Genomic DNA, 25,170 nt, shown 5'->3' with positions numbered 1-25,170 from the left:
AGGCGATCGTAAATAGCGGTCGGATAATTGTTTGATGGGTTAGTAAAACTCATAAAAAATGCCAGCTTGATAGCTGGCATTTTTGTATCTATTGACCGGGTAATCTTGACGGTATTTTCTGACCGTAGACCGTAGACCGTAGACCGTAGACCGTAGACCGTAGAAGGCTACTTTTTACTGTTTAGAATTTTCTGAATTCTTGGGTTAATCGCTTTGCCGTGTTGGCTTTCGTACTCTTCACGTTTTAAATCGTTCAGGTTCTTTACGGAGTTAGCAGCAAGAAGGAACTGCGGTAATTCAGTTTCTAGCATGCCTTTCTCATCTAAACGTTTTGCTTCCAAATAGTACTTCTTAAACAGGCCATCAAGCTTGTTTTCAGCGGTGCGTTTCAAGTCGTACAGCTTGTTTTGGATAAGCCACTTTTCAATGTTGTTAACAGCTGTGCGTGACAACACGCGAATGCGGCTATCAAGCAGCTCTTCTTCTGTTAATGAATCCTTTAGAATCCAAAGCTCACCCATTTGCGGCGGCCAACTGTTGCCAAGTTGAATACGTTCATGACAGTGCATTAGCACGCGGTTAAGGCCGTCTGAGTCTACAGAGTGCGCAAACTCAAGAAACTTTCCGCTTGGCTCACTACCGTATTGGTATTCCCACTGAGTTTCGTACACGCTTAAGAAAGAACCGAAAACATGGATACACCAATCGGTCAGCTCCAACTCAGCGGGATCTTGGTCAACAACAGGCACTTGTTGAGACGAACCCGTGCTGGCAGCATTGGGTGTCGCTACTTCAGTGCTCTGTGCTTCAATAACTTCAGGTACTACTGAGCCTGTAGAGTCAGGAACAACAGGTGAAGCTGGCTCAGAAGGTTGGCTTTTTGCCTTTTTGAATGAGCTGCTGCCTGAAGCGTTCAGATGGGCTAAGCTTTTGTCTATACCCATTTCCTTGAGCTTGTCCTGCATTTCCTGAATATTGAGAGGTCTTCTGCTGTTGTTGTCTTTCATTTTGCTTCTCGTTAACTAGCCAGTACTGCAGCTTGGATTCAATCCGAGATAGTGGCATTAATTCATTGGCTTTGGCTTTATACCAGAGGACAAATTTCTTCCATACTAAACTATGGTCACCGGTCAAACCGGAGAATTTAAACGCACGTTCTGCCCATGATGGTATCTCTTCTTCGTTGAGATCATGAGTAGATACGGTGTTGCTGTTCATTGAGCCTCGGCCTTGTGGGCGAGGGGCATGCTGAATGTGTTGCATCGGTGCCGGAGCAGGCTGAAACTTGGGTGCAGGTGCAGGTGCAGGTGCAGGTGCCGTAGAGTAGACAGGAATACTGTTGGTCGGTTGAACCTCAACGTGCGCCGTAGCTTGCTCTTGCTCAATGAGCATTTTGAAAACGTGAATCTCTTTTTGATCTCGATAATCTACTTTTACCTTATCGAGAAAACCTTGGTCGACTAAACACTTAAGGCAGTCGGCTAAACCAAACGTAGAGAGAGCACAACGTTGACCTGCTGTTTGTAAGCACACATTGGTGTAGCCGAATTCGTCAGCACCGTCTGCAAGCATCAATAAAACAAGCTTTTCTGCTGGGCTAGAAGTATTCACTTGCCAAGCTAAATAAGAATATTTGGCGCTCAATATCGTGTTCTCAAAAAAGGTAAGTCGTTGTCACTATTGTAAGTCACCCCTTACCTAATTTATAGCAACTTAGTAGAAAACGGCATTAGTAAGCCAAATATTAACCATAAGGAGAGGTCTGCACCAAAAAGTGAACCTGAACTCACTCATTCTCGTGGTTTACGTACCCCTCCATTCGGCTCGAATAGCTGACTGTCCTAAACCATCATGCTCTATTTAGATGAAGACAGCGTAATGGGCTTGTATTGGTTTCGCCAAACTAAGGCGCTTCTTCCTGCGTTGGTTAGTGATGTTGCGTTGTTTAGTGATGCCGCGTTGGTTAGTGATGCTGTGTCGGTTATTGATCTTATGTTGGTTACTGATGCTATGCCAGTTAATGACGGCAGGCTGGTGAGTAACGCGATGTGATTATTGATGGTTTTCTCATCTATTCATAAAGTGAATTTAATTTTATGAAACACCTTGATATGATCAATATTTGCGCTATTATGACGATAAGTCAGAAATGACGAAGCGTCACAAAATGGTTAACTACATGAATTTACTATTCGTGTTAATATATTGGATAGGAGCGTTTTAAATACTGGCGAAGCTTAGATGATAGCTAAGCTCAAATACGGACTGAGAAATTATGTTTGGCTTTGGTTGTAAAGGCGATAAACAAGGTATCTTTGGTTGCAAAGGCGTGTTGTCTAAAAAGCAGCAGTCTATAGCAGACCGAGAAGTAGAATTGATGTTGTTAGCAAAAGATCTGGTTCGAGAACAAGGGTTCGGAAACCTCACGATGGATAGGCTAACGGCAGCAAGTTCTTATTCTAAAGGTACGATATACAATCACTTTTGCAGCAAAGAAGACGTGGTTTTAGCCTTGTGTATTCACTCTTTAAAGACCGAGGCATTGATGTTTGCTCGTTCTGGAGAGTTTGAAGGCAACACACGTGAAAAGATTGTCGCACTGCACGTTGCTTACCGAATCTATGCTCGCATGGAACCGGTACTATCAACCTGTGCGATCATGGCGAAAAGCCCGTGGGTACTAGAGAAAGCGTCTAGTGTACGTGTAACCGAGATGAATGAACTGGAAGAGTTGGTGATTGAACAAGCCGATTCAATGGTAAACCGAGCAGTAGAAGCCGGTGACCTTAAGTTCTCTTCTGGTGTGGGTTCAGATGCCATCGTGTTTGCTAACTGGTCAATCGCATTTGGTTCAAATGCTTTGTCACAGAACGCATCAAACAGCCATTGTATTAAGCGGTTACAAGACCCGTATTCAGTATTACACAACGCGAACATGCTACTAGACGGCCTAAATTGGCAGCCCCTTTCTAGCGATTGGGATTACCGCAAAACTTGGCGTCGTGTAGAACAAGAACTGTTCAGTGAAGAAATCACCTACTTAGAATCAGTAGGTCGATAAGCTTCCATTAAGCCCACTCATGTGGGTTTATTAATAACCATTTGTGACGATTCGTCATAAACTTAAGTTGGCCTAACGTGGTTTTGGTTTTCTTGAGTGTATGACTAAGAATTGTGTTTTTTGTCAGCTTCGGCTGGCTTTTTAAGACACAACAATGACGAATCGTCACAAATGGAGACTGTGATGGAACATGACAGCCAGAAGCCCAATTTAACTAGTAACCTCGGTTTAACTAAAAAACCCGATTTAGATAGTCAATCGTCTAACTCAGGTCAACGGGCTCATAATCTAAATAACAGTTGGCACTCAATACCGACCAAGCGTTCGTTTATCGTTCTGCTGGTGGTTTTTTCAATCATCATGCTCTCTGCTTTTGGGGCGAAGAACCTCTACTTTAGAGGGGACTACAACATTTTCTTTGAAGGCACCAACAAACAGTTGATGGCGTTTGACGAGATCCAAACTACCTTTGCAAAAACCGACAACCTCGCGATTGTTGTTGCACCTGAAGATGGCAATGTCTTCACCCCAGAAACCCTTACCTTAATTCAAAACCTCACGGTCGATGCGTGGCAGATCCCGTACTCAAGCCGTGTCGATTCGCTTGCCAATTATCAGCATACCGAAGCGGTTGAAGACGACCTCTTGGTGGAAGACTTGCTGTACGAAGAATATGAGCACACGCCCGAGCGAATCGCCAAAGTAAAACAGATCGCGCTCAACGAACCACTGCTCAAGAACGCATTGGTGTCGGCCTCTGGTGATGTGACGATTGTTAACGTCACCGTGCAATTGCCCGAAGTGGATAAAACTGCTGAAGTGCAAGAAGTGATCGCGGCCATCAACACCATGATTGGTAAGTACCAAGCCGATTATCCGAATGTCGAATTCCATAAAGCGGGCATCATTGCCATGAACAACGCGTTTATGATGTCGGCCCAAGAAGACAGCTCAACGCTCGTGCCGTTAATGCTGTTGGTGGTGTTGGTGTTCCTCACCTTTATGTTGCGCTCGTTCTTTAGTGTGGTGGCTACCTTAGTTGTGATTATCTCCTCGATTGTCGCGACCATGGGTTTGTCTGGCTGGGCAGGGATGTTCCTCAGCACCGCAACGGTTAACGTTCCAACCTTAGTGTTAACTCTTGCCGTTGCTGATTGTGTTCACGTGATTGTGACCATGAGACAAGCGATGCAGCGCGGGATGGAGAAAGCACAAGCCATTCAATACAGCATCAAGCTTAATGCGATGCCGATCTTAATTACTTCGGTGACCACCGCGATTGGTTTCTTGATGATGAACATGTCGGATTCTCCCGTATTACGAGACTTCGGTAACTTGTCGGCATTGGGCGTGATCATCGCGTGTTTCCTCTCTGTGACCATGCTTCCTGCGCTGTTAAAACTGTTGCCAGTTAAGAGCTTGCCAGCAAATCCATTGGCGGCAGATAAAGTGACCTTCATGGATAAGCTCGGCGATTTTGTCGTTGCTAACCGTAAAGCACTGCTGCCTATTTCTACTCTTGTGATTGTTGGTGCTGCGGCGTTAATTCCGTTGAACAAAGTGAATGATGAATCGGTGAAGTATTTCGATACCTCAAGCGAATTCAGACAAGCGGCCGACTTCATGGAAGAGACTGTAAGCGGCATGACCACCATTAGTATTGCGGTCAAAACCAACGAGTCTCAAGCGATTGCTGATCCTGTGTTCTTACAAGCGATTGGTGACTTTACTGAGTGGCTACGCGTTCAACCAGAAACCGACCATGTGGCAACGCTTTCTGATGTTTACATGCGTTTGAATAAGAACATGCACGGCGATGACGACAGCTACTATCAACTGCCACTTAACCGTGAACTTGCCGCGCAATACTTATTACTTTATGAGATGTCTCTGCCTTATGGTTTGGACTTGAATAACCAAATCAACGTCGATAAATCATCGATCAAAATGGTACTCACCGTCGACAACTTAGGCAGCGTGGAATTGGTGGAACTCGAAGAGCGTATCTACTCGTGGTTTGCAGCCAATGCACCTCAATATGAAGTAGTCGCGTCGAGCCCATCTCTGATGTTTGCTCACATTGGCGAAACCAACATGGCGAGCATGCTATCGACTCTGCCAATCACCTTAGTGCTTATCTCTGGCCTGATGATCTTCGCACTGCGCTCGGTTCGCTTGGGTGTGATCAGTTTAGTGCCAAACATTGCCCCGGCGATTATCGGCTTTGGCTTATGGGCGTTGATCTCTGGTGAAATCAACTTGGGTTTGTCAGTCGTGGTCACGCTCACGTTGGGTATCGTTGTCGATGATGCGGTGCACTTCTTGAGTAAATACCAACGCGCCAGAATGGAAGGAAAATCAGCAGAAGAAGCCGTTCGTTACGCCTTCCACACCGTTGGTCGCGCACTGTGGATCACCACGGTCGTGCTTGTGGCGGGTTTCTCTGTACTGGCGATGTCGAGCTTCAGACTCAATTCCGACATGGGCTTACTCAGCGCGATTGTGATTTTCATAGCGCTGGTGGTCGACTTCATCTTGCTACCGAGCTTGCTGATGATCTTCGACAAGCAGACGCACTATGCAGATAAACCTCAGCACGAATCAAAGCTATCTAAAGCCGAGTTATCTAAAACAGAGCTATCTAAAACAGCGCAAGCTAACCCAGCCGGCGAACTGTCTGCTTCAACCAAATAAGGAATCGTCAGCCTGCTGCGGTGGGCTGACTCAAGGAGAAATTTATGAAAAGCGTTAAACAATCATTCGTTACCACATTACTGACCGCCAGCTCATTAACCGTCGGCACGTTAACAATAGGCGCATTGGCGGCTTTCCCTGCATTAGCAGACCCAGCGAAAGGCCTCGAGATTGCCGAGCAACGCAAAGCCGTTGATATGGGGTGGGGCGATTCTGTTGCGACCATGGAAATGCTACTTCGCAACAAACAAGGCGAAAGTAGCTCGCGCCTAATGCGATTGAAGTCGTTAGAAGTGGATGACGATGGCGATAAAGGGCTGACCATTTTTGATGAGCCTCGCGACGTAAAAGGCACGGCTTTCTTGAACCATTCACACATCACCAAATCGGATGACCAATGGTTGTATCTGCCTGCATTGAAACGTGTAAAACGCATCTCTTCACGCAACAAATCGGGCCCGTTTATGGGCAGTGAATTTGCTTACGAAGACTTGAGCTCGTTCGAGTTAGGAAAGTATACCTTTAACTACATTGAAGACGCCAAAATCGAAGGCGTCGATACCTTTGTTTTGGAGCAGGTTCCGACCGATAAAAACTCAGGCTACACCATGCAGAAGGTATGGCTAGACCAACAATATTACCGCCCCGTTCAGGTTGAGTTTTACGACCGTAAAGGCGCATTGCTGAAAACCCTGTCGTTCCAAGATTACAAACAATACCTAAACCAATACTGGCGCGCGCACACTATGTCGATGCAAAACCACCAAACAGGCAAGAGCACGGTACTAACCACGACAGATTTAGCGTTCCAGACCGGTCTTAAGGACAAAGATTTCCAGAAAAACACACTCAAACGTGCAAAGTAAGGCAAGAATATGAAAAGGATTGTGTTAACAGGAACGCAGTTATCTTTAACCTTGGCGGCGACAGTTGGGCTAATGCAGGTGTCGTTGCCATGTGTGGCGGCTGGTTTTAGCTCTGAGTTCGTAGAACAGGTCACCCCAGAGCTAGCAGGGCAGGTTAACCTCGAACACAGGCAGTTCTTTAGTGACGGTTTGCAAGGGCAAGATAAAGGACAAAGCTCACTGGTGTTGCAACCAGAGTTTTATTGGGAGCAACAAGAGGGCAATGGCAGCTTTACCTTCACGCCGTTTTATCGTCTAGACAGCGAAGACGATGAGCGTACCCATGGCGACGTTCGTGAAGCTCTGTATCTCAATTATTGGGACGATTATGAACTGCGAGCGGGTGTCGGCAAGGTGTTCTGGGGTGTGACCGAATCGGCGCATTTGGTCGATGTGGTCAATCAAACCGATGCCATTGAATCGGTCGATGGTGAGTCGAAGTTAGGTCAGCCTATGGTGCACTTTACCTCAATCAAAGACTGGGGAACCATCGATGCCATGTTACTGCCGTATTTTCGTGAGCGTACCTTCGCTGGGGAAGACGGTCGGTTAAGGCCAACCGTGCCTGTATCGGATGATGCGCTTTACGAATCTTCGAGAGAAGAAAAGCACGTTGATATGGCACTGCGCTATAGCCAAATGTACGGCGATTGGGATGTCGGTTTAAGTTATTTAGGCGGCACAAATCGCGACCCTTATTATCGTGTAGAAGGCAATCAACTCAAGCCGTATTACGCGCAAATGCAGCATTTCGGACTCGATGTACAAGGTATTATGGGTGATTGGTTATGGAAGCTTGAAAGCATTTATCGCGATAGCTACGACAACCACACAGGTGTCGCGACCGGTTTTGAATACACATGGGTTGGGGCGCTTGAGTCGTATTGGGACATCGGCTTCATTGCCGAATACCTGTATGACAGCCGAGGTAACAACGCCCAAACCATCGGTCAAAACGATGTGTTCCTCGGGGCTCGCTTCGCCTTGAATGATGAAGACGGCACCGAAGTGCTTACAGGCATCACTCAAGACTTGGACAACAGTGATGTCTACAGTGCAAAGCTGGAAGCCTCAAGCCGTATCAACAACAACCTAAAGTGGCGATTAAACGCTTGGCTGTTTGAGAACGAAACCCCAGAGGACTTGTTGTTCTTCGCTCGCAAAGATGATTTTGTCGAAGTTGCGTTGGAGTATTACTTCTAAAGGCTCGATGTTTTAGCTCCGATTTTTTACGTTCCAATCTAGCTTTTCCACGAATAAACCAAGGATCGGTGGCTTCAAACCTCGCTCCTTGGTTTCAATTCTCAATCCCACTCTTCAACTATTCTCTTCCTAACATCACCCCTCAAACAAGGTTTTGTGAATGTAATCAAACTGTCTCACTTGGTGACGTTTTTGTATCGGTTTTTCTTTGATTTAATCGATTTCAATGAAATTCTGTTTTCTAACGTTAAATTTGCCGTGTTTTTAGTCAATAACTTGTTCTTTTAGCGATTCAATTTGGCATTGGTTGCGTGTTTGATTACTATGTGTAGCTATCTAAAAAAACTAATCATCCGATACGGACACTACCAACTGGTAGATGAGGAAATGATGCAACATCTAGAAGAGATCATTGCTAATGCAACGACTGCTATTGATACAGCAGATTCGTTAGTCGCACTTGATGAAGTGCGAGTTCAGTATTTAGGTAAGAAGGGTGAATTAACTCTTCAACTACAAAGCCTAGGTAAACTTCCACCTGAAGAGCGTCGCACTGCTGGTCAAGAGATCAACAAAGCGAAAGGTGCTGTTCAACAAGCGATCGTAGCTCGCAAAGACGCACTTCAACGTGCAGAGCTTGAAGCGAAACTAGCTGAAGAAACTATCGATGTGAGCCTACCAGGTCGTCGCATTGAGAACGGTGGTCTTCACCCAGTTACACGCACAGTTGAGCGTATCGAACAGTTCTTTGGTGAGCTTGGCTTTAGCACTGAGTCTGGCCCTGAGATCGAAGATGCATTCCACAACTTTGATGCACTAAACATCGCAGACGATCACCCAGCTCGTACTGATCACGATACTTTCTTCTTCAACCCTGATCTAATGCTACGTACGCACACTTCTGGTGTTCAAATCCGTACGATGGAAAACGGCAAACCGCCATTCCGCTTCATTGCTCCGGGTCGTGTTTACCGTAACGACTACGATCAAACTCACACGCCAATGTTCCACCAAGTGGAAGGTATGTTAGTTGATGAGAACGTAAACTTCGCACAACTTAAAGGCATTCTTAACGATTTCCTTTGTAACTTCTTTGAAGAAGAAGTTGAAGTGCGTTTCCGTCCTTCATTCTTCCCGTTCACAGAGCCTTCAGCTGAAGTTGACGTGAAACGTAAAGATGGCAAATGGCTAGAAGTTCTAGGCTGTGGCATGGTTCACCCTAACGTACTTCGCTCTGTTGGCATCGACCCTGAGAAATACTCTGGTTTTGCATTCGGTATGGGTGTAGAGCGTCTAACGATGCTTCGTTACGGCGTAAATGACCTTCGTGCGTTCTTCGAGAACGACCTTCGTTTCCTTAAACAATTCAAGTAATCCGGGGCAGTCAAAACTATGAAATTCAGTGAATCTTGGCTACGCGAGTGGGTTAAACCTGCAATTAACAGCGAAGAGCTAGCTCACCAAATCACTATGGCTGGTTTGGAAGTTGACGATGTAGAACCTGTTGCTGGTGAATTCACCGGCGTTAAAGTAGGTAAAGTGGTTGAGTGCGGTCAGCACCCAGACGCAGACAAACTACAAGTAACTAAAATTGATATCGGCGAAGAAGAGCTGTTAGACATCGTATGTGGTGCATCTAACTGTCGTCTTGGCCTAACTGTAGCAGTAGCAACAGTTGGCGCAGTACTTCCTGGTGACTTCAAAATCAAGAAAGCAAAACTACGTGGCGTTCCATCGCACGGCATGCTTTGTTCTTTCTCTGAGCTAGGTATCGACGTAGAGTCAGACGGCATCCTTGAGCTACCAGAAGGCACAACGCTAGGTATGGACGTACGTGAGCTTCTTGAGCTTAACGACGTAACTATCGACGTAGACCTAACAGCAAACCGCGCAGACTGCTTCAGCATCCGTGGCCTTGCTCGTGAAGTTGGCGTACTAAACCGCGCAGACGTTACAGAGCCAACAGTTGAAGCTGTTGCAACAAGCATTGAAGACACAGTATCTGTTGAAATTAAAGCAACTGATGCTTGTCCACGTTACCTTGGCCGTGTGGTTAAGAACGTAAACGTGAAAGCGGAATCTCCAATCTGGATGCAAGAAAAACTGCGCCGTTGTGGTATCCGTTCAATCGACCCAGTTGTAGACATCACAAACTACGTGATGCTAGAGCAAGGCCAACCAATGCACGCATTTGATCTAGCTAAGATCGAAGGCGGTATCGTGGTTCGTCTAGCAGAGCAGGGCGAAAAGCTAACACTTCTAGATGGCAACGAAGCTGAACTAAACAGCAACACACTTGTTATCGCAGACCAAAACAAAGCACTAGCAATCGCTGGTATCTTTGGCGGTCAAGATTCAGGTGTTACTACTGAAACAACAGATGTACTTCTTGAAGCTGCATTCTTCGCACCGGATCACATCCGTGGTCGCGCACGTGCTTACGGCCTTCACACTGATTCTTCTCTACGTTTCGAACGTGGTGTTGATTCAACACTTCAAGCAGCAGCAATGGAGCGTGCAACACAGCTTCTAGTTGAAATCTGCGGTGGTGAAGTTGCGCCAGTAAACGGCAGCGAATCTGAAGCTGATCTTCCTAAAGCAAATGTAGTTGCTCTACGTCGCGCTAAGCTAGACAGCCTACTAGGTCACGAAATCCCATCTACAGACGTAGTGGAAATTCTTACTCGCCTAGGTTGTGAAGTAGCTGTTGTTGAAGAGAGCGAGAGCACAGACGCAGGTTGGACGGCAACGTCTCCATCTTGGCGTTTTGATATCGCAATCGAGCAAGACCTAATTGAAGAAGTAGGTCGTATCTACGGTTACGATAACATTCCAAACCAAGCGCCTAAAGCGGCACTTAAAATGAATGACCACAAAGAAGCTAACCAACCGCTTAAGCGCGTTCGTGACCTTCTTGTAGACCGTGGCTACCACGAAGCAATCACATACAGCTTCGTAGAACCAGAACAGCAAAAGCTTGTTGTACCTGGTGTTGAGCCGCTAATCCTGCCATTCCCAATCTCTGCGGACATGTCAGCAATGCGTCTTGGCCTAATCCAAGGTCTGCTAAACACAGTTGTTCACAACCAGAAGCGTCAACAGTCTCGCGTTCGTCTATTCGAATCAGGCCTGCGTTTCATCCCTGAAGCAACTGCTGAAAACGGCATGCGCCAAGAAATGATGCTTGCGGGCGTTATCTCTGGTACTCGTGGCGAAGAGCACTGGGACATTGCAACTAACACTGTAGATTTCTTCGATCTTAAAGGTGACCTAGAAGCCGTTCTTGAGCTTTCTGCAAACGAAATCGCATACAGCTTCAAAGCAGCGAAGCACCCAGCACTTCACCCAGGTCAAACTGCGGCTATCGTGGTAGACGCTGGTTTAGAAACAGAAAGGGAAGTGGGTATCATTGGTACTGTTCACCCAGAACTAGAGCGTAAGTTTGGTCTTAACGGCCGTACTATCGTATTCGAAATCGAATGGGCAGCTATCAACACTCGCGTGCTTCCAGAAGCAGTAGCCGTATCTAAGTTCCCTGCAAACCGTCGTGATATCGCCGTAGTTGTTGACGAAGCAGTCGCTTCTGGCGACATCGTAGAAGCGTGTATCGCAGCTGGTGGCGAATTCCTAACAGGCGCTAAACTGTTCGACGTATACGTTGGTCAAGGCGTTGAAGAAGGTAAGAAGAGCCTAGCAATCGCACTTAGCCTACAGTCTGTAGAGCGCACACTAGAAGATGCAGACATCGCTGGTTCAGTAGATGCTATCGTAGCTTCAATCTCAGAGAAATTCGGCGCAGCACTTCGCGACTAATCTCTTCTGATAGATAGAAAAATCAAAGGCCTCGCATAGCGAGGCCTTTTTTGTTAGAGAGTGGGGTATTAACTCGCAATAGGACAGATACTGGCTATATAGTTTGTTAAACTACCATCAGAAGGTCAATTTAGCCTGTCCAGAAAGTTTATAAATACTCTAAAGACGAATCCCCTTTGACTTTCGCGACTTTCCAACCATTGGATTTAAGTACTAACAGCTCCTCTTCAGTCCATGTCGCTGTACGAGCCCCCACACCTTTATGAGACTCAGGAATTGCCACACAAATTAGGTGTGTCGGCCTTGTTAAGCCTACATATAGGGTGTTTAACCAACTTTTCTGTTGGTTCGTCGCTTCTGATGTCGATTTTAGGCCCAGAAAATAAGGCTTAAGTTGGCCCAAAATCGGTCCTCGATTAGTACTGTCTAACAATAACGTAGCTGTATGCGTTTGCCCTTTTACTGAATGGATTGTGCCTAATTTGAAATCTAATGTTTGTTTCGATGGCAAAAGCTCATGTCTATATATATTCGTTCTATCAACGGCTCCCGTGTCATTGCTTGGGGAGGTATCGTCTTCACTTTCCCACACGAGGAACTCGAAAGAAGAACCGATTTCTTCTACTCCCAATAAGAACGTGATAACCCTAGCAGTGATTGAAGTAATGACATTCCACTCATGTTCAGTTACGTCCGATTTTGCTGTGAGTGCCCCAATGATTCTACTTGAGAAATCTTTTGCACAATCTTCATTAAGCTCTCTAACGAGTGCCCTGTACTTATTAGGAGCTGATTTTATTTTGGCGAAACGAGTCCCTTTAGTGTGTTCACCACCTACACTTACCAAATAACACCCTTTTAAAATACCTTCCGATATTTTTTCGAGACCAGAACTCAAGCATTCAGTCTCCCTAACCAAATATCGAGCATGACGCAGGTAACTAATCAGATTTTTATGTTGCTGGTAATCTTTCGTCATCTTGTCAGCTATATAAGGGGTAAAGTAATCTCTAATCGTTCTTGCGTAGTCACCTTCAGACACTGCTGTATCTTTTTCTTTTTGTATGTGAGAACAAATTCTTAATTTTGCTAGGTCAAGGTTAAGCTCTTCCATTTCTTTAGCAACAAGTTCTGCGAATGCCGGAATCACAGCCATTCTAGAGTCCTCATTGAATACCAAGATACAGTGACCTCTTCCCCCTTTATCATCCTGCCTTACACCTTGCATTTTAGGGTTAAGAGGGTGAGTTTCGAACTTACATGCTATATCAGACACACTCATATCAAATCGATGACTAACTGGAAGCGTGAGCCTACCAATGTCAGGTGATGGGTATGGATCTATTCCATCCGCAGGCATTGGTGGTTCAAATGTATAAATTGTCTGATTGGCATCACCAAATCGCTGTCTAGTAACCGGTTCTAGCTCATGAATGTAGGACGAGAACAATTCATGCAGCATAAGAGCTTGTGAGCTAGATGTATCTTGGGCTTCATCGATAAACAGCAATGGGAATCGTTTCCTAAGAATTCGGAATACATCCCTTGAAGAATTCATCAGAGCCTTTGAATATACAAATAAATCACTGAAGCAAAATACCCCCTTGTGAGCTACTTCCTTAATACACTCTTTTAGCAAATTCTCCATTGGCTCTGGTAGATCAAGATCAGATTCCTTGCCAAAGTTAACGCTGACCAAGCTATATGCCTCATCGGTAATTTTCCAGCTTGAAGGAATCCCATATCTCCTTTCTTCTAGAGTTTTCGCTTCATACTCAACTAGCCATGCAGCGGCTTTTTGATGCTCCTGAGTATGCTCTCTTTTAGTTGTCACGATGCAAGTCTTCTTCTCAACCTGCTGAGCTACAAGATAATCTGCCAACTCACTGTAATTATCTTTCTGAAGTGTTCTAAGCCGCTGAGAGCGGCAGAAGTCGTCATCAATATTAACAATTGCAATACCTTTGGAGTTCAAATACGGCTTCGCTAAGAAATCACTGAAGAAACTGTGTATTGTCCCAATAAAATGTGGGCGACTTAGTAATTTTTGGCCCTCTGCAGTTTCCCCAAGTCTCTCCTGAATCTCCTCTCTAGCGGCATTAGTCATAGACAACACACAAATACCTTGTGTTTTTGAGTTCCAGTACCTAGCTAATAACGCTAACTTTGCCACTAATACTGTGGTTTTCCCGCTCCCTGGACATGCCTCTACATCTAAATCATCAAGCCTTTGTAGAACAAGCAACTGATGCTCGTCAAACCCATTATTCAGCCCAAGAATACGTTCAACCCACTGGATATCATCATCCGTAAATGGATTTGCGCCTAAATCTTGATTGCAGCTCAAAAGCTTTCGAATATTACTCACTTTCAGTCTCCGAAAACACTAATGGGATTACATGTTCAATTGCTTCCACCACTGCAATTGGAAGTAAACCCTTCCAATGTTCGATTCGATCCCTTTGTGTGTAACCATCAATTTCTAACTTTTGGTCCATCATTTCGAGCAACTGACCAAGATGTTGTCCAGCCGCGGCTTTAGATGCTTTACTGCTAAGAACTAAACCAGCGTGTTCGTTTTTAATATGCGTTGAAACGTTAACAGATGATAGAAAGAGTTCATAAACCTTACCCGCCAAGACTTCACTTTCACTGTATGTCCTATTCAAGTACTCATAATAATCTTCGGCAACTGAAACTATTTTTTCATGATTAGATTGATCGTAGCGCTTGGATGGTTCGGCCTTGGCGAGGCAAGCTGCGATGGTAACTTCTTTCGCTAAGCCGTGAAATGCAAGCGAGTACTCTAACGTCCACGGACCAGAGTAAAAACCATGAACAAAGTCCCCTTTATACTCCCTATTGACACTGGTTACCTTAGATTGGTCGAAGGAGTTGCTCTCAAAGCCCGAAATAACATTTTGGGGCAATTGTGATTCAAGAGGTTCAAAGTCAACCTGTTCACCTGCTTCTAAGGATGTGTTTAAGCTATCCCACAAGTCAGATAGTTCAGTTTTGTCTTTCACTGACTCCAGTTTAAGTTCCCTTGCTGCTGTATAAGGGATTAAATCTAAATCGTGTAAACAAGCAACTTTAATTCCAGGGTTCGGGTACTCACTTGTACCTGAAAAAACATTAGCATAACGGCTAAGTCCAGTGTGACCTACGTTCACTATCGACACACCGTTTTCTGTAAAGTCGTGGTCTAGAATTCTCGCTACCGAAGGTAATAACAGATTTTCTGCATCCCCCTCTACAATCATCAACCCCCTGCAGAAAAACAAATTTGACTTTGTCGCATCAATAAAGCGTTCTAGGAATGTATAGTCACCTTCCGTGCTGCCTGCTTCACTCAGAGGTAGCACCTTACCTTTATGTACCATTGTCATGCACTTTATAGGTAATTTGGAGGCTAGAGTAGGGCTGTGAGTTGATAACAAAACTTGTAGATGAACCTCGTGTTCCTGCTTATGCTTGTCCACTTTATCTTGTAGATATTGAATCAACTTCAATTGCCTTTGAGGATGCAAGTGTGCTTCCGGCTCTTCGATTATCAACAATGCAAGTTCATCTTTGGAGTCAGACAGCAATAGCATTTCACATGCTATATATAATAGATTGTTTGAGCCAAGCCCTCGCTTGCCGCCAACATTATCTAAAGCTATACCTATTTTCTCAAGCATCTGCCTCTTCAGCATTTCATCATCAGCATTTGGACCTATTCCCAAGTTTGCTTGAAGATGATCTCCAAGCATTTGAAGGGGTTTGAGAAAGTTAACGTTGAGATCACTCGTGGTCGAATTTACAGCGGGGTGCCCTTCTAATAATTGGTTAACTAGTCGTGCAATACCAACAACTCCTAACTTTTCTACTACTTCACCAAACTTATCTTCTGACACAGCAGAAAAATCTAGCTCCGACTCTCCTTCATCAATCGCTGATTGCCTTTTTAAGATCTTAGAAATTCTAGAGCTCTTTCCTGCGTCCATTTCTTTTTCTGCATCTCTTAGAGGTCGAAGGTAGGTAGAGCGCAGTTTATCCCTTGTCTCTATGTCAATTTCTTTAAGGCCATGGAAGCTAGTAGGAAGACCAGAAAATATAGTTGTACGAACCTTATCGTTTCGTAGCTCTGCTTGTAAGGTAACCTTCAAAACTACAGGCTGCTCTGCATCCTCTGGCTGATAAGTGAGGTATTCAGCAAAACTAATTTGTTCTGGCAGTGTTAACCCTAAGAAAGTAACTGTAGCGCACCTCGCGATATGAACAACAAAGCCTAGCGAATTGCGCACAACTGTAAGTGCTCAAAATACTAGGCTTAAATGGTGTTTAAAGAGTGTTTAACTTTGTGGCCAGCCAACTGGGTAGTTAATAATCTCATCAAAGTCTGTTAGTGCTTCAACTTCTTTTTTCATTGTTCGCTGTCTATCGTGGATAGCAAAGCTAAGTTCACTAATAGCAATTTTCACCTGCTTCAACTCTTCAAGTGTCATACTTTCATGATCTACATTATTAGCATCTGTCCAGTATGGTGGCATCACAGCTGTCAGTAGCGTTGAATCGATGCGTAAACGAGCACTAGGCCCTGCATCCCACTCACTATCAATGGCTACAACAGTTTGAGTCTCTTCACCTTCTAAAGCTGTACGCCAATTGTTTATCTCTGCTCGTTTAACGCCCAACGCCTTCTCTTTGTTAGCAATCCAGTCACTATCAATAAAGTCATGATAAGGGGTTGGCGGTTCCTTAAGAGTGAACTCTTCGGTGACTAAAGACTTATCATCAAACTCTTTATGAATCTTAGTTTGCTTATGATAAGCCGTAACTGCTTTGTACTTGTCTAACACCTGCCATTCGCCGTCTTCTAAATTAGCTTTTAAATCTTGAGTGATAGGGTCATATGACGGAAGAGGAGCTAGTAAAGAACATTGCGGCACTAGAGGAATTTTATATCCTGCTGGCACACTAAGCGGCGTTGAGTGTGTGTATAGTAATGTACTTGGGTGATAATGGTGTGCTGCTTGATTCATTTTATACCTCTATGCTGGGATTTTTCCACGTTCGATACAAACGTTAATATGACCAGATTTAGGTCGGTTTTCGTTGGCTGTTGGCACTTGTCGGGATACATCAATATCTATATTAAAGTTTGCACCTGGATCGCCACCCTGTACGCCCGTTGCAGCGGGGGTATTTCCATATATAGTAGACTCTAAAACTCCTGTAGAGGGTATATTTACAGCTTTATAAAAGGCAGATGCAGTACCTGTGATATTCCTAATAGCATCCCCTTGCGTTTCTCCTAAAGCCACGCCAGCAGGATTACCACGCGCAAAATGCCCTAAGTACCAGTTAGGAAGGCTAAACGTAGTCGAACCATCCCCATCACCGTAATACATCGCGTACTGCTCTGGATTAGCGTCTTTAGTCGATTGAGCAATAACAAGTCCACTGGTTGCCGCATGAGCCCACAGCACATCATCTACTGTTCTCGAAACAATGGAACCATCAGCCTTCAATAACCAATCAGGGATTTGTGCAGAGTGGATTTCGGCCTTTTGACCAACGCGATATTGAAGTGAATTAACCGCCGAAGCTTCAAGTAGTTTCTGAAGGTGGTCGAACTTGTCTGGATCAAACGCAACCCCTTTAGCTGTTAATGCCGTCTGAAACTCACGAATCACCGCATTAAACCAATCTTGCCCTGGATAGCTTGGTGCGCCATTGTCATTGCTCTCACTGAAGTATCCAGCTGCACCGACTCTTGGCTTGAGCGCGGGTACGTTCTCGACCTGAGAGCCATTATTTAAGGGATGCATTACACGCTCTCCTCATAGATGAATTCATAGTACTTACCGCCTAACTTAAACTGGTTTAGCGTACATTCCAGAATAGCGGCGGTTTGAGATACTAACGGGGTTAAACAATCGTCTAGGCACGTTGCGTAAGCTTGTGTAATGCCTTTGACGCGAATACGTAATAAGTGGCGGTACTTCTCTTCATAGAGCGGATAAGTACAACCACGTAAACAGTGGTGAGGGAAGATTTCTTCAACCTCGATATCAAATCCTAAATCAGCGCCTAGCTTGTCGATGTTCCATGCTTGTAAGCCACCTTTGCGGTGATACTTTTCAACCACAGCAGCACGGCGTGATTCAAACGTCTGGTTTTGAACTTGGCACTCTGGAAGCCCTAAATACGCTTCCCATTCGTCTAGTAGTTGCTGAGTGGTTTCAGGGCGCATTTCTAACAGTAAACTGTCTGCGCTAACCTCTACCGCTTCTATCCTTGGTGCATAGCCTGCCGCGTATTTATGAAGGTCTAACGATGCTGAACGCTGCCACAAGATACCTCGTGGCATTTGCGCCATGATTGAGTTTGTCCATTGCTCTACAGAGTGGCCCATGTGATCACTCCAAGCTCATGTAACTCATTCGAAGCCGCAGGAACGTCAGCATTCAGATCTAGCGAATAGTCTTCAACACCTGGCACTGTACCAATTGCGGTGCGCACTGCGCTCACAAGCAAGGTACTAGCAGGGCTTAACGTTTTAAAATAGCTGTTGATACTGGTCTGCACACTGGCGCGAAGCTCTGTGTTATCTGGGGTGATATTGATGTCTAAATCCGTCACTTTCAGCGTTAACTGAATAGGCACTGGCTCAATGCCAGCAGGGCGACCAACGTCACTGCCAGTTGCTGGGTCTTTATGGCGATAAATGTAATCAGACATCGCTTGTTGGTCGGTGACATTAGGCAGAATATCGGTACGGCCATCAAAGACGAACGCATAGCCAACCGTCGAGCCGCCTTGATAGGCATCGATAGCCCAAGCGCGAGTAACCCCTGCCACTTCACGGCACCATGCCACGTAGTCATGCACCGCGCCGCCCATAGGGGGATTACGCTTACGAAACAGCAAACGCTCAAGCACTTCAGCAACGGATTCTATTTCCGCACCACCTGAAATTTCACCCGTCACACCATTAGGTTGAATACCTGGCACGGTAGACACTAACGTCAGCGTTTCACCTGCCGCGAGATTACCCGCCGCGCCTGATTCTTCCGCTTCTACTTCCACCAAAACGCTGCCACTGCCTGGCGCATTAGATAGCGTCACTCGATATAAGCGGCCATCAGAATGCGTCATGACAGTACCAACGGGAATAGGCACACTACCTGTAAAAGTAACGGGGCCAGCGGCATTCGTTGCAAGCTTTTGAATCACGCCTTCATAGCGTGCTGCATCGATGATGGTCTGGTCTTCAGATTCAGTGGAAGGGATGATTTGACGCACGATCCAAGATTGGTAATCGTAGAGATCTCGAACGCTGCCACTCACAGAAGAGTTAAGCGCTTGCTCAATGCCAAACTTAGGTAAAACCTCATCTAATGAGGCTTCAATATCGATTAAACCGCTTTCAATAAGCTGGCGTAGCGTAGGAACGTTAAACGGCACGTTGCGCCTCCCATCGTTTCATAACGGTCAGTGAGATGACTTCGTTGTCTGGTTTAGTGATATTGATAGACAAGGCAAGGGTTTGAAAACGAGGAATAGAGCCAACCACAGATACGCTTTTTGCCATCTGGCCATCACCGCTATCAACGAACATCCAAGCCAGTGCATCCTCTGCGTATTTCACCGCACGATTGCGCACATCGGTAGTCAGTTTTTCACGGTAAAGCAGCCAAAGTTTAGAGCCCCATGGTGCATCGTAAAACGTGTCACCAGGCCAGCCTCTAAAGTCGTTTGAATCGTCGGGTAAGCGGTCTGAAGTATCGGCGCGTGCATCGGTAAACAACGAGATCAAAACGAGGGCTGAAACTGTGTCATCTGCGACACTTCCGCCCTCGATAATGATTCCTGTGTTTTTCATCATGTCGAACACGATGCTCACGCTCATAGTTAACCCACTGGTACTGAAGTATTCCTGTTCTCTGCATCTTTGTGGAAGTGGCCAAGGTAGCTAAAGCCGCCTGCGGTTAAATCTGAACCGCTAACAACGCTGGCAGAAGTAATGCCGCCAGTAGCAAAAATACCAAGGTCTGTAGATATCCCACCTGTCACATGCAAAGGGCCTTGAATCAATGTTTCAGGGGAAATAATAGTGAAGGAATTAGCGGCTTCAAAAATAACGTCGGTTGCTGTAACAACCACCTTGCCATCTTTGGTTAAGCGGATTTTATGACCTTCCAAATGGTAGAGGAAAACGTCACCGCTTTCACCCTTTGGACGATATTTTTTATCTTCGACGGCCACCGCAACCAAGTTGCCTAGATTGCCACCGATAGCCGCAAGAATGGCTTCAGAGCCTATAGGTGGGAACGAACTGCAACCGTAGTTTTGAAAACGCTCGATGTCATCAACAGATTCATCAGCGTGCATCTTAAGCTGCAAGTTTTGGCGCTGTAAATCTTCAACCACGCCAGACACCACAGCGCGAGTAATGGCACCTGTAATGCGGCGTTTAATAGGGGCAAGCAATCGTTCAATATAACGTTGATTTACCATTGACCACCGCCTAATGTCGTTTGCTTTTCAACTTCCGCAGGGATGTCAAACGCTTCTGGTTTCACCACACTGACCACAGCCAGACGACCTGAATCATCTTCGCTAAACATGATCGAGGCAATCAGCATATCTTCATCCAAACCTACAATCTCATCTTGAACTGGCACTACCGTATTGAAGTTCCATAGCTTGCCCGTTTGAGGGATTCGCCACCCTGTCACCGTGTACTCAGCACCATTAGAGGTAGCAATACTGCGTTGACGTTCCCATTGGCCGCGCTTGGCAGCACCTTCCGCAGTGGTGATTTCTTCGTTGATAATAATCATTGGGCGATAGCGATTGATATCTGCATCTTTCACTTCGGCTTTGATACCGCCAACCGTTGACAGTGCGGAATCATCCCACGAGCCAAACGAAGCACCGACAGCCTTAACCGTAAAGCTACTAAAACGCTGACGCCAGCTGAAGCGACCACGCGCTGCTTTCACATTCTCACCAAGGATTAAAGACACACCCGCACGCTCTGCACTTCTACGCACGATCACAAGGTTGCCAAACGTGTCACTGGTTAGCAGCACACCACGCTGACGCGCTAGACGAGCAAGCAGCTCGTGCGGGGTTTCACCTTGCTCGATTTGAATACGAGGGAATGCTGCGCCCACGTCGGTATTCACGATCACTTTGATACCGAAAGGCTTACACACCACGTTAGCAATCTGAGTTAACGTTTGATTCTTGAACTGCCCTGAAGGGTAGTCAATCGAGCAATCCACTAGGTCAGCGGTTTTGTCTCGACCACTCACCGATATCATCACCTGGTTTGCATCGTAGCTAGGCACCCAATCATCCACATAGCCCGTAATCACGCGCTCACCACCAATTTCAATCACACAAGGCTGACCTTGCTGAATCGGCTCCATGAAGGCTTTGTATTTATCATCAGAGCCTTGCCACTTCCAAGTCAGTTCTAAATCAAATGAACCAGACATCGCATTGATTGAGCGAGTCACACTGACCTTAGTCCAGCCACCGTAAACATTACCGCCAGCTTTCAATACAATGTCATCTAACTGCGTTGTCATGAGCTAATCACCTCAATGGAATCTGAAGGCAAGATAAAGGACGGATTAGACAGACCATTACGACGCACAATGCTCTGGCGCGTTTCTGTGTCGCCGTTCTCTTGCCATGTCACCAAAGAAACAGGCACCGTACTGGTGGGCGTGTAAATACTTAACTGAGGCAAAAGCTCGGCTCTTGCTCTGGTATCCGCCAGCACCGCTTGACGCAGCACACGAAACTGACGCCACACAGCAGAGTCACCAAGTTCAACGGCATTTGCAGAAAGCTCCGCTAACTCATTGGCAATGTCATACCCAATCTTCTTGTACTGCTCACCCGTTAATACGGCTTTACGGTCAGCACCTGAAAGGCTATTAATCGACTCATCGGTATCAATCAAATCAACACCAATATCCGCATCACCCATTGCAGAAGCCTTAGATACAGTTGCTGAATTCATAATCAAACGCTTGTACGCATCGGCATTGTTTAGCACGGCTTGCTGCTTCACAGGGTCAGCCACACTAGGCACCGAACTTGCGAAGCCATCAGCACTATCGATGTTACGACTTAAACCACCAGTAACAGCCAGTTCAGCACGCATACCATCCCAACGGTTTTGCACGTTCTGGTAAACATCGAGGGCGCGAATAGGGTCAGTGACCACGCCTTTCACGTCTTCCAACAGGCCCATGGTTTCACGCGCTAACTCACCAGGGTAGGCTAATAAGTTGCCAATGGAATCTTTGGTGCGCATAAGGCGATCTGTCCACTCACGCAGCTCACTGGGTAGTGATGGCAAACCACGAGTGAATTCATCCAAGTCATCTAAGAACTGGTCAACCATATCGCCCACACCTTCCGTGGCCGTCTCATCGAAGTCCTTTTCAAAGGCATCATTAGCCGCATCTTGTGACTTGGTTGATTCACCTTGCACCTGGCTTGCGGTATCGCGCTTTGAATTCGGGAATAGGTTTTCACCTTGCTCAAACACCTCAAAGCTAAACGTGGCTAAGCCGTCTGTTTTATTGACTAACTTAAAGCTGCCTTTACCAACCTGAACCTTACGAACGCCAAACCAAGGATGAATCAGTTCACACGGCCCTGGTGTATTAATCGCTTCAATGATTTGCTGTAGTTTCTCAAAGTAGCCATCACCCACAGTGCGGCCATTAATCATTTCTTGCTGAAGTACTTTACCGTTATCTTCGGTATAGCCTTGTTCACGCTTAGGGTAAGCATGAGGGATAGCACGGCGACCAAAGTCACCACTTGCATCATCTAGGAAAAATTCAACACCACGAATAGAGGCGGTTAAACGATCTTCAAATGCCATTTAAAGCCCCTTTAATTTGCGCCCGTATCTGGGTCGATTTGAATAGTTGGTGAAGAGGAAGTGACCTTTGTTGTGATTCGGTCATCACTGACTGAAACATCTACGTTTATATTTCCTCCCGTGTTAGAAGACAAATATGGATTGTTGACCGTCCCTTCATTACTTGAACTCGACGAAAACCAACTTTTGAAGTCGTCTACCACATCCATCAATCCAGCCGAAACAGGGAAACCTTCAGGCAGTTGACTTCTATCAACTTCAGATTGGCGACGAACATTAATAGGAGAGAAGTCAGGAATGATAGAAAGTCCATAACCTACAGTGGTCGCAGCTGCTAAATTAGAAAGGCTCATAAACCTAGACTTAGATGGCTTACCTCCTTTAGGGCTTTTCCCATCAGGAAGATCACCACCTAGACCACCCATGCCACCACCTGGCATGTTTACAACAAACACAGGCATCGCGCCTAAATCTTGAAACCCACCTTTACCGCCTGCACCAGGAACGCCACCTTTACCAAATACGGTCTTAACCGAAGCGGCAATGTCTAATCCTTTTTTAGCAGCGACCAAACCACCGACAACCCATAGCGCAGTCTCACCCCACTTCAACCAGTTTTGAATGGTTTCATCATCAACACTGTTAATGGCATCAGCGAGTTCTTGAATAGGTTCAGCCAGCCTTTGATTGGCAAATTTATTGAATGAGTTATTCAGAGAGGTCATTGCACTATTTAACGTGGCGGCATTCTTAGCTGCCGCTTCTTGCGTTGCCCCTAGCTCACCAGTACCTGAAGTCATTTGTAGAAGAAGATCTTTGTTCTCTTGAGAATAAATAGAGGACAGACCTTGCAATGAAGTCTGGTCGAATACATCGCCCAACTTTAGCGGGTCATTTTTTGCAGCGTCTAACACTTCAAGCAGTAGCTCTACTGGCTCTCGTAGTTCTTTGGTACCTTCTTTAAATACAGCGATGCCTTGTTTGTCTAGGAACTCAACTTTCTTTTTATCAGAGAAAGTGGCGAACACGGCTTGAATAGAGGTTAGTGATTCGTTGGCGTTACCTTTTGCCTTTGCAAATAACTGAACAAGGGCAGACATTTGTGTAATCGCTTCAGGGCCTTTGGCCTGATAGGTAGCAAAAAGCTGCTCTGATATCCCTGCCAAATCCTTAACGCTCACACTACCAATGGCGAACTGGCCGTACAGTTCATCAATGGTTTTCATTACCGCTTCTGAATCACGAATGCCTTTTTCTCTGAACTGAGCAAACAACGCACCTGTCGATTCAGCATCAGCGCCAAAGGCTTGCATGAACACACCCATGTTCTCTAGGTTGTCCATTACGAATTCAAGATCACCTGTCTTGCCAAGTAAGGTATCAACGCCTGTAGCGAGAGTGGTTGTATCGATACGGATATCGGCTTGAGTAGAAAAGTCTTCAATAGATTGGGTCAGCACATCCACTTGGTCGCTAGACAGCTTGGCATTGGTGCCAATACGAACCATCTGAGCATCAAACGCTGCTACATTACGAACAGTAGCACCAGTGACAAAGGTTGCCGCCAGACCCACATAGCGATTACCTAAAGCATCGATACCCCGACCAGCTGCGGCGGTCGAGGTTTTAACGAGTGTCATGGCTTTTTGATTTTTCTTGGCGAACTCACCCATCGAATTACCATACTGACGTGCCTTAGCCGCTAGGTTGCCAGCAAGGTTTAATACAATATCGGTTTCAAGTTTCTGTGCCATTGGATTGTTCTCTTAGTTTTCGATAGGTTTTGAGTAGTCGCCGCAAAGGCATGGCAGTGGTGACGCTTAACGGAATCTTTGAACACATCGCAAGTTGCAAGTTTTCACAGACTTCCGGCAGCGCCTTAAGATCGCCCCCTGTTTTCAAGCTCCTTGGTAATCAGCTCATCGAGTTCGCTTGCTTTTTCTTGCAGCAGTTTAAAGTCGTCCTGGTGCAGCTTTCTCAACTCCTTGATAGAGATAGGCCCCTGAACACTGCCAATGTACTCAACCTGACGAACAAGAAGCTCGATGCCATAAAGCACATCAGAGGTGTACGCCATGGCCACACCATCATTCACGATCACTTTCTCTGCCGCTAACTGCGCATCGATGTAATCACCAGAGCTTAACTCTCTTAGACCAACTTCATGGTGGACGGCTTCGCCCACCTTGAAACCATGATCCAATCCAAAGGTCATGATGGCCATTAAACGCGCTCCGCTGGGTTACCTTCGAACGTGCCCGTAATATCACCAGAGTCACTTAACTGGAACGGTGCTTGTGGTGAGGCACTTGTAATCATGTAATCAACACCGTTGTCGCCTTCCCAAGTTAGCGTTGCGTCTGTGATGTTATTGATTTCAACAACATCGACATCTTCATCCGCCGCAATCACCACCGACACAGTAGAAGGCGTGAACTCTTTCGACTTACCCCAAATACGGTTTGGCCCTGCGTGAGAAACGTGAGTGAAACCACCTGGGTTCAAAGTAGAACCCTTCTTTGTTTTGAGTTGTTTGCTGTTAGCACGAACAACAACTTGACCAAGGATTTGTCCCATGGTGCGTACTC

22 protein-coding genes are annotated in these 25,170 nt (G+C 45.8%); 7 read left to right on the top strand and 15 right to left on the bottom strand.

The genetic code is table 11. From position 1 onward, the window contains the following. Positions 1–167: 167 nt before the first annotated feature. Together ACED60_RS12305 and ACED60_RS12300 are read right to left on the bottom strand one after the other, a co-directional pair. Positions 168–944 (bottom strand): hypothetical protein, encoded by a 777-nt coding sequence (locus tag ACED60_RS12305; RefSeq protein WP_009847007.1) that lies wholly within the window; start codon positions 942–944, stop codon positions 168–170. Continuing rightward, entirely contained in the window at positions 865–1,644 is a 780-nt protein-coding gene (locus ACED60_RS12300) for a hypothetical protein (protein WP_371727672.1), read from the bottom strand. The genes ACED60_RS12305 and ACED60_RS12300 overlap by 80 nt, the downstream gene beginning before the upstream one ends. Positions 1,645–1,851: 207 nt before the next feature. Here ACED60_RS12300 and ACED60_RS12295 point away from each other — a divergent pair, with 207 nt between their 5' ends. The 7 genes from ACED60_RS12295 to pheT all read left to right on the top strand — a co-directional run bounded on the left by ACED60_RS12295 (position 1,852) and on the right by pheT (position 11,676). After that, complete coding sequence (locus tag ACED60_RS12295; RefSeq protein ID WP_371727671.1) at positions 1,852–2,052, top strand: hypothetical protein; 201 nt, start codon at positions 1,852–1,854, stop codon at positions 2,050–2,052. Positions 2,053–2,275: 223 nt separating this feature from the next. Beyond that, complete coding sequence (locus ACED60_RS12290) at positions 2,276–3,061, top strand: TetR/AcrR family transcriptional regulator (RefSeq protein ID WP_371727670.1); 786 nt, start codon at positions 2,276–2,278, stop codon at positions 3,059–3,061. Positions 3,062–3,181: 120 nt separating this feature from the next. Beyond that, positions 3,182–5,755 (top strand): RND family transporter, encoded by a 2,574-nt coding sequence (locus ACED60_RS12285; RefSeq protein ID WP_371727669.1) that lies wholly within the window; start codon positions 3,182–3,184, stop codon positions 5,753–5,755. Positions 5,756–5,799: 44 nt separating this feature from the next. Then, entirely contained in the window at positions 5,800–6,621 is an 822-nt protein-coding gene (locus ACED60_RS12280) for an outer membrane lipoprotein-sorting protein (RefSeq protein ID WP_371727668.1), read from the top strand. A gap of 9 nt (positions 6,622–6,630) precedes the next feature. Continuing rightward, entirely contained in the window at positions 6,631–7,863 is a 1,233-nt protein-coding gene (locus ACED60_RS12275) for a hypothetical protein (protein ID WP_371727667.1), read from the top strand. Between the two features lie 390 nt (positions 7,864–8,253). After that, the gene (pheS, locus tag ACED60_RS12270; protein ID WP_065676958.1) at positions 8,254–9,237 is read left to right on the top strand and encodes a phenylalanine--tRNA ligase subunit alpha; all 984 of its coding nucleotides are present in this window, start codon (positions 8,254–8,256) and stop codon (positions 9,235–9,237) included. An 18-nt stretch (positions 9,238–9,255) separates the two neighbouring features. Then, positions 9,256–11,676 carry a phenylalanine--tRNA ligase subunit beta gene (gene pheT, locus ACED60_RS12265; RefSeq protein WP_371727666.1) on the top strand — a complete coding sequence of 807 codons (2,421 nt, stop codon included), beginning with the start codon at positions 9,256–9,258 and terminating at the stop codon, positions 11,674–11,676. 148 nt (positions 11,677–11,824) lie between these two features. On the opposite strand, the gene ACED60_RS12260 is transcribed toward pheT, so the two are convergent. From ACED60_RS12260 to ACED60_RS12200, 13 genes are all read right to left on the bottom strand, one after another. Beyond that, entirely contained in the window at positions 11,825–14,044 is a 2,220-nt protein-coding gene (locus tag ACED60_RS12260; protein WP_371727665.1) for a UvrD-helicase domain-containing protein, read from the bottom strand. Further along, positions 14,037–15,965, bottom strand: a complete 1,929-nt coding sequence (locus tag ACED60_RS12255) for an ATP-dependent endonuclease (protein WP_371727664.1) — start codon at positions 15,963–15,965, stop codon at positions 14,037–14,039. The genes ACED60_RS12260 and ACED60_RS12255 overlap by 8 nt, the downstream gene beginning before the upstream one ends. A gap of 48 nt (positions 15,966–16,013) precedes the next feature. Then, the gene (locus ACED60_RS12250; protein ID WP_371727663.1) at positions 16,014–16,703 is read right to left on the bottom strand and encodes a DUF4376 domain-containing protein; all 690 of its coding nucleotides are present in this window, start codon (positions 16,701–16,703) and stop codon (positions 16,014–16,016) included. A gap of 9 nt (positions 16,704–16,712) precedes the next feature. Further along, positions 16,713–17,492: a hypothetical protein gene (locus ACED60_RS12245; RefSeq protein WP_371727662.1), complete on the bottom strand. Its 780-nt coding sequence runs from the start codon at positions 17,490–17,492 to the stop codon at positions 16,713–16,715. Continuing rightward, a complete protein-coding gene (locus ACED60_RS12240) occupies positions 17,492–18,079 on the bottom strand; it encodes a YmfQ family protein (protein WP_371727661.1) in 588 nt (195 codons plus the stop codon). The genes ACED60_RS12245 and ACED60_RS12240 overlap by 1 nt, the downstream gene beginning before the upstream one ends. Then, positions 18,064–19,131 (bottom strand): baseplate J/gp47 family protein, encoded by a 1,068-nt coding sequence (locus ACED60_RS12235; protein WP_371727660.1) that lies wholly within the window; start codon positions 19,129–19,131, stop codon positions 18,064–18,066. Before ACED60_RS12235 ends, ACED60_RS12240 begins: the two co-directional genes overlap by 16 nt. Next, positions 19,121–19,576, bottom strand: coding sequence for a phage GP46 family protein (locus ACED60_RS12230; protein WP_371727659.1), 456 nt, complete (start codon positions 19,574–19,576; stop codon positions 19,121–19,123). Before ACED60_RS12230 ends, ACED60_RS12235 begins: the two co-directional genes overlap by 11 nt. 2 nt (positions 19,577–19,578) lie before the next feature. Continuing rightward, complete coding sequence (locus tag ACED60_RS12225) at positions 19,579–20,184, bottom strand: phage baseplate assembly protein V (RefSeq protein WP_371727658.1); 606 nt, start codon at positions 20,182–20,184, stop codon at positions 19,579–19,581. Continuing rightward, positions 20,178–21,266, bottom strand: coding sequence for a phage baseplate assembly protein (locus ACED60_RS12220; protein ID WP_371727657.1), 1,089 nt, complete (start codon positions 21,264–21,266; stop codon positions 20,178–20,180). Before ACED60_RS12220 ends, ACED60_RS12225 begins: the two co-directional genes overlap by 7 nt. Beyond that, positions 21,263–22,582 (bottom strand): DNA circularization protein, encoded by a 1,320-nt coding sequence (locus ACED60_RS12215; protein WP_371727656.1) that lies wholly within the window; start codon positions 22,580–22,582, stop codon positions 21,263–21,265. Before ACED60_RS12215 ends, ACED60_RS12220 begins: the two co-directional genes overlap by 4 nt. 11 nt (positions 22,583–22,593) lie before the next feature. Then, the gene (locus ACED60_RS12210) at positions 22,594–24,336 is read right to left on the bottom strand and encodes a phage tail tape measure protein (protein WP_371727655.1); all 1,743 of its coding nucleotides are present in this window, start codon (positions 24,334–24,336) and stop codon (positions 22,594–22,596) included. A gap of 125 nt (positions 24,337–24,461) precedes the next feature. Then, on the bottom strand, positions 24,462–24,806 hold the full coding sequence (locus tag ACED60_RS12205; protein ID WP_327784350.1) for a phage tail assembly protein: 345 nt from the start codon (positions 24,804–24,806) through the stop codon (positions 24,462–24,464). Then, on the bottom strand, positions 24,806–25,159 hold the full coding sequence (locus ACED60_RS12200; RefSeq protein WP_102367777.1) for a phage tail tube protein: 354 nt from the start codon (positions 25,157–25,159) through the stop codon (positions 24,806–24,808). Before ACED60_RS12200 ends, ACED60_RS12205 begins: the two co-directional genes overlap by 1 nt. Positions 25,160–25,170: the final 11 nt, after the last annotated feature.

Source organism: Vibrio sp. 1F279, from assembly GCF_041439815.1.
GTDB lineage: Bacteria > Pseudomonadota > Gammaproteobacteria > Enterobacterales > Vibrionaceae > Vibrio > Vibrio tasmaniensis_A.
This window is presented reverse-complemented; position numbering and strand designations above follow the sequence as displayed.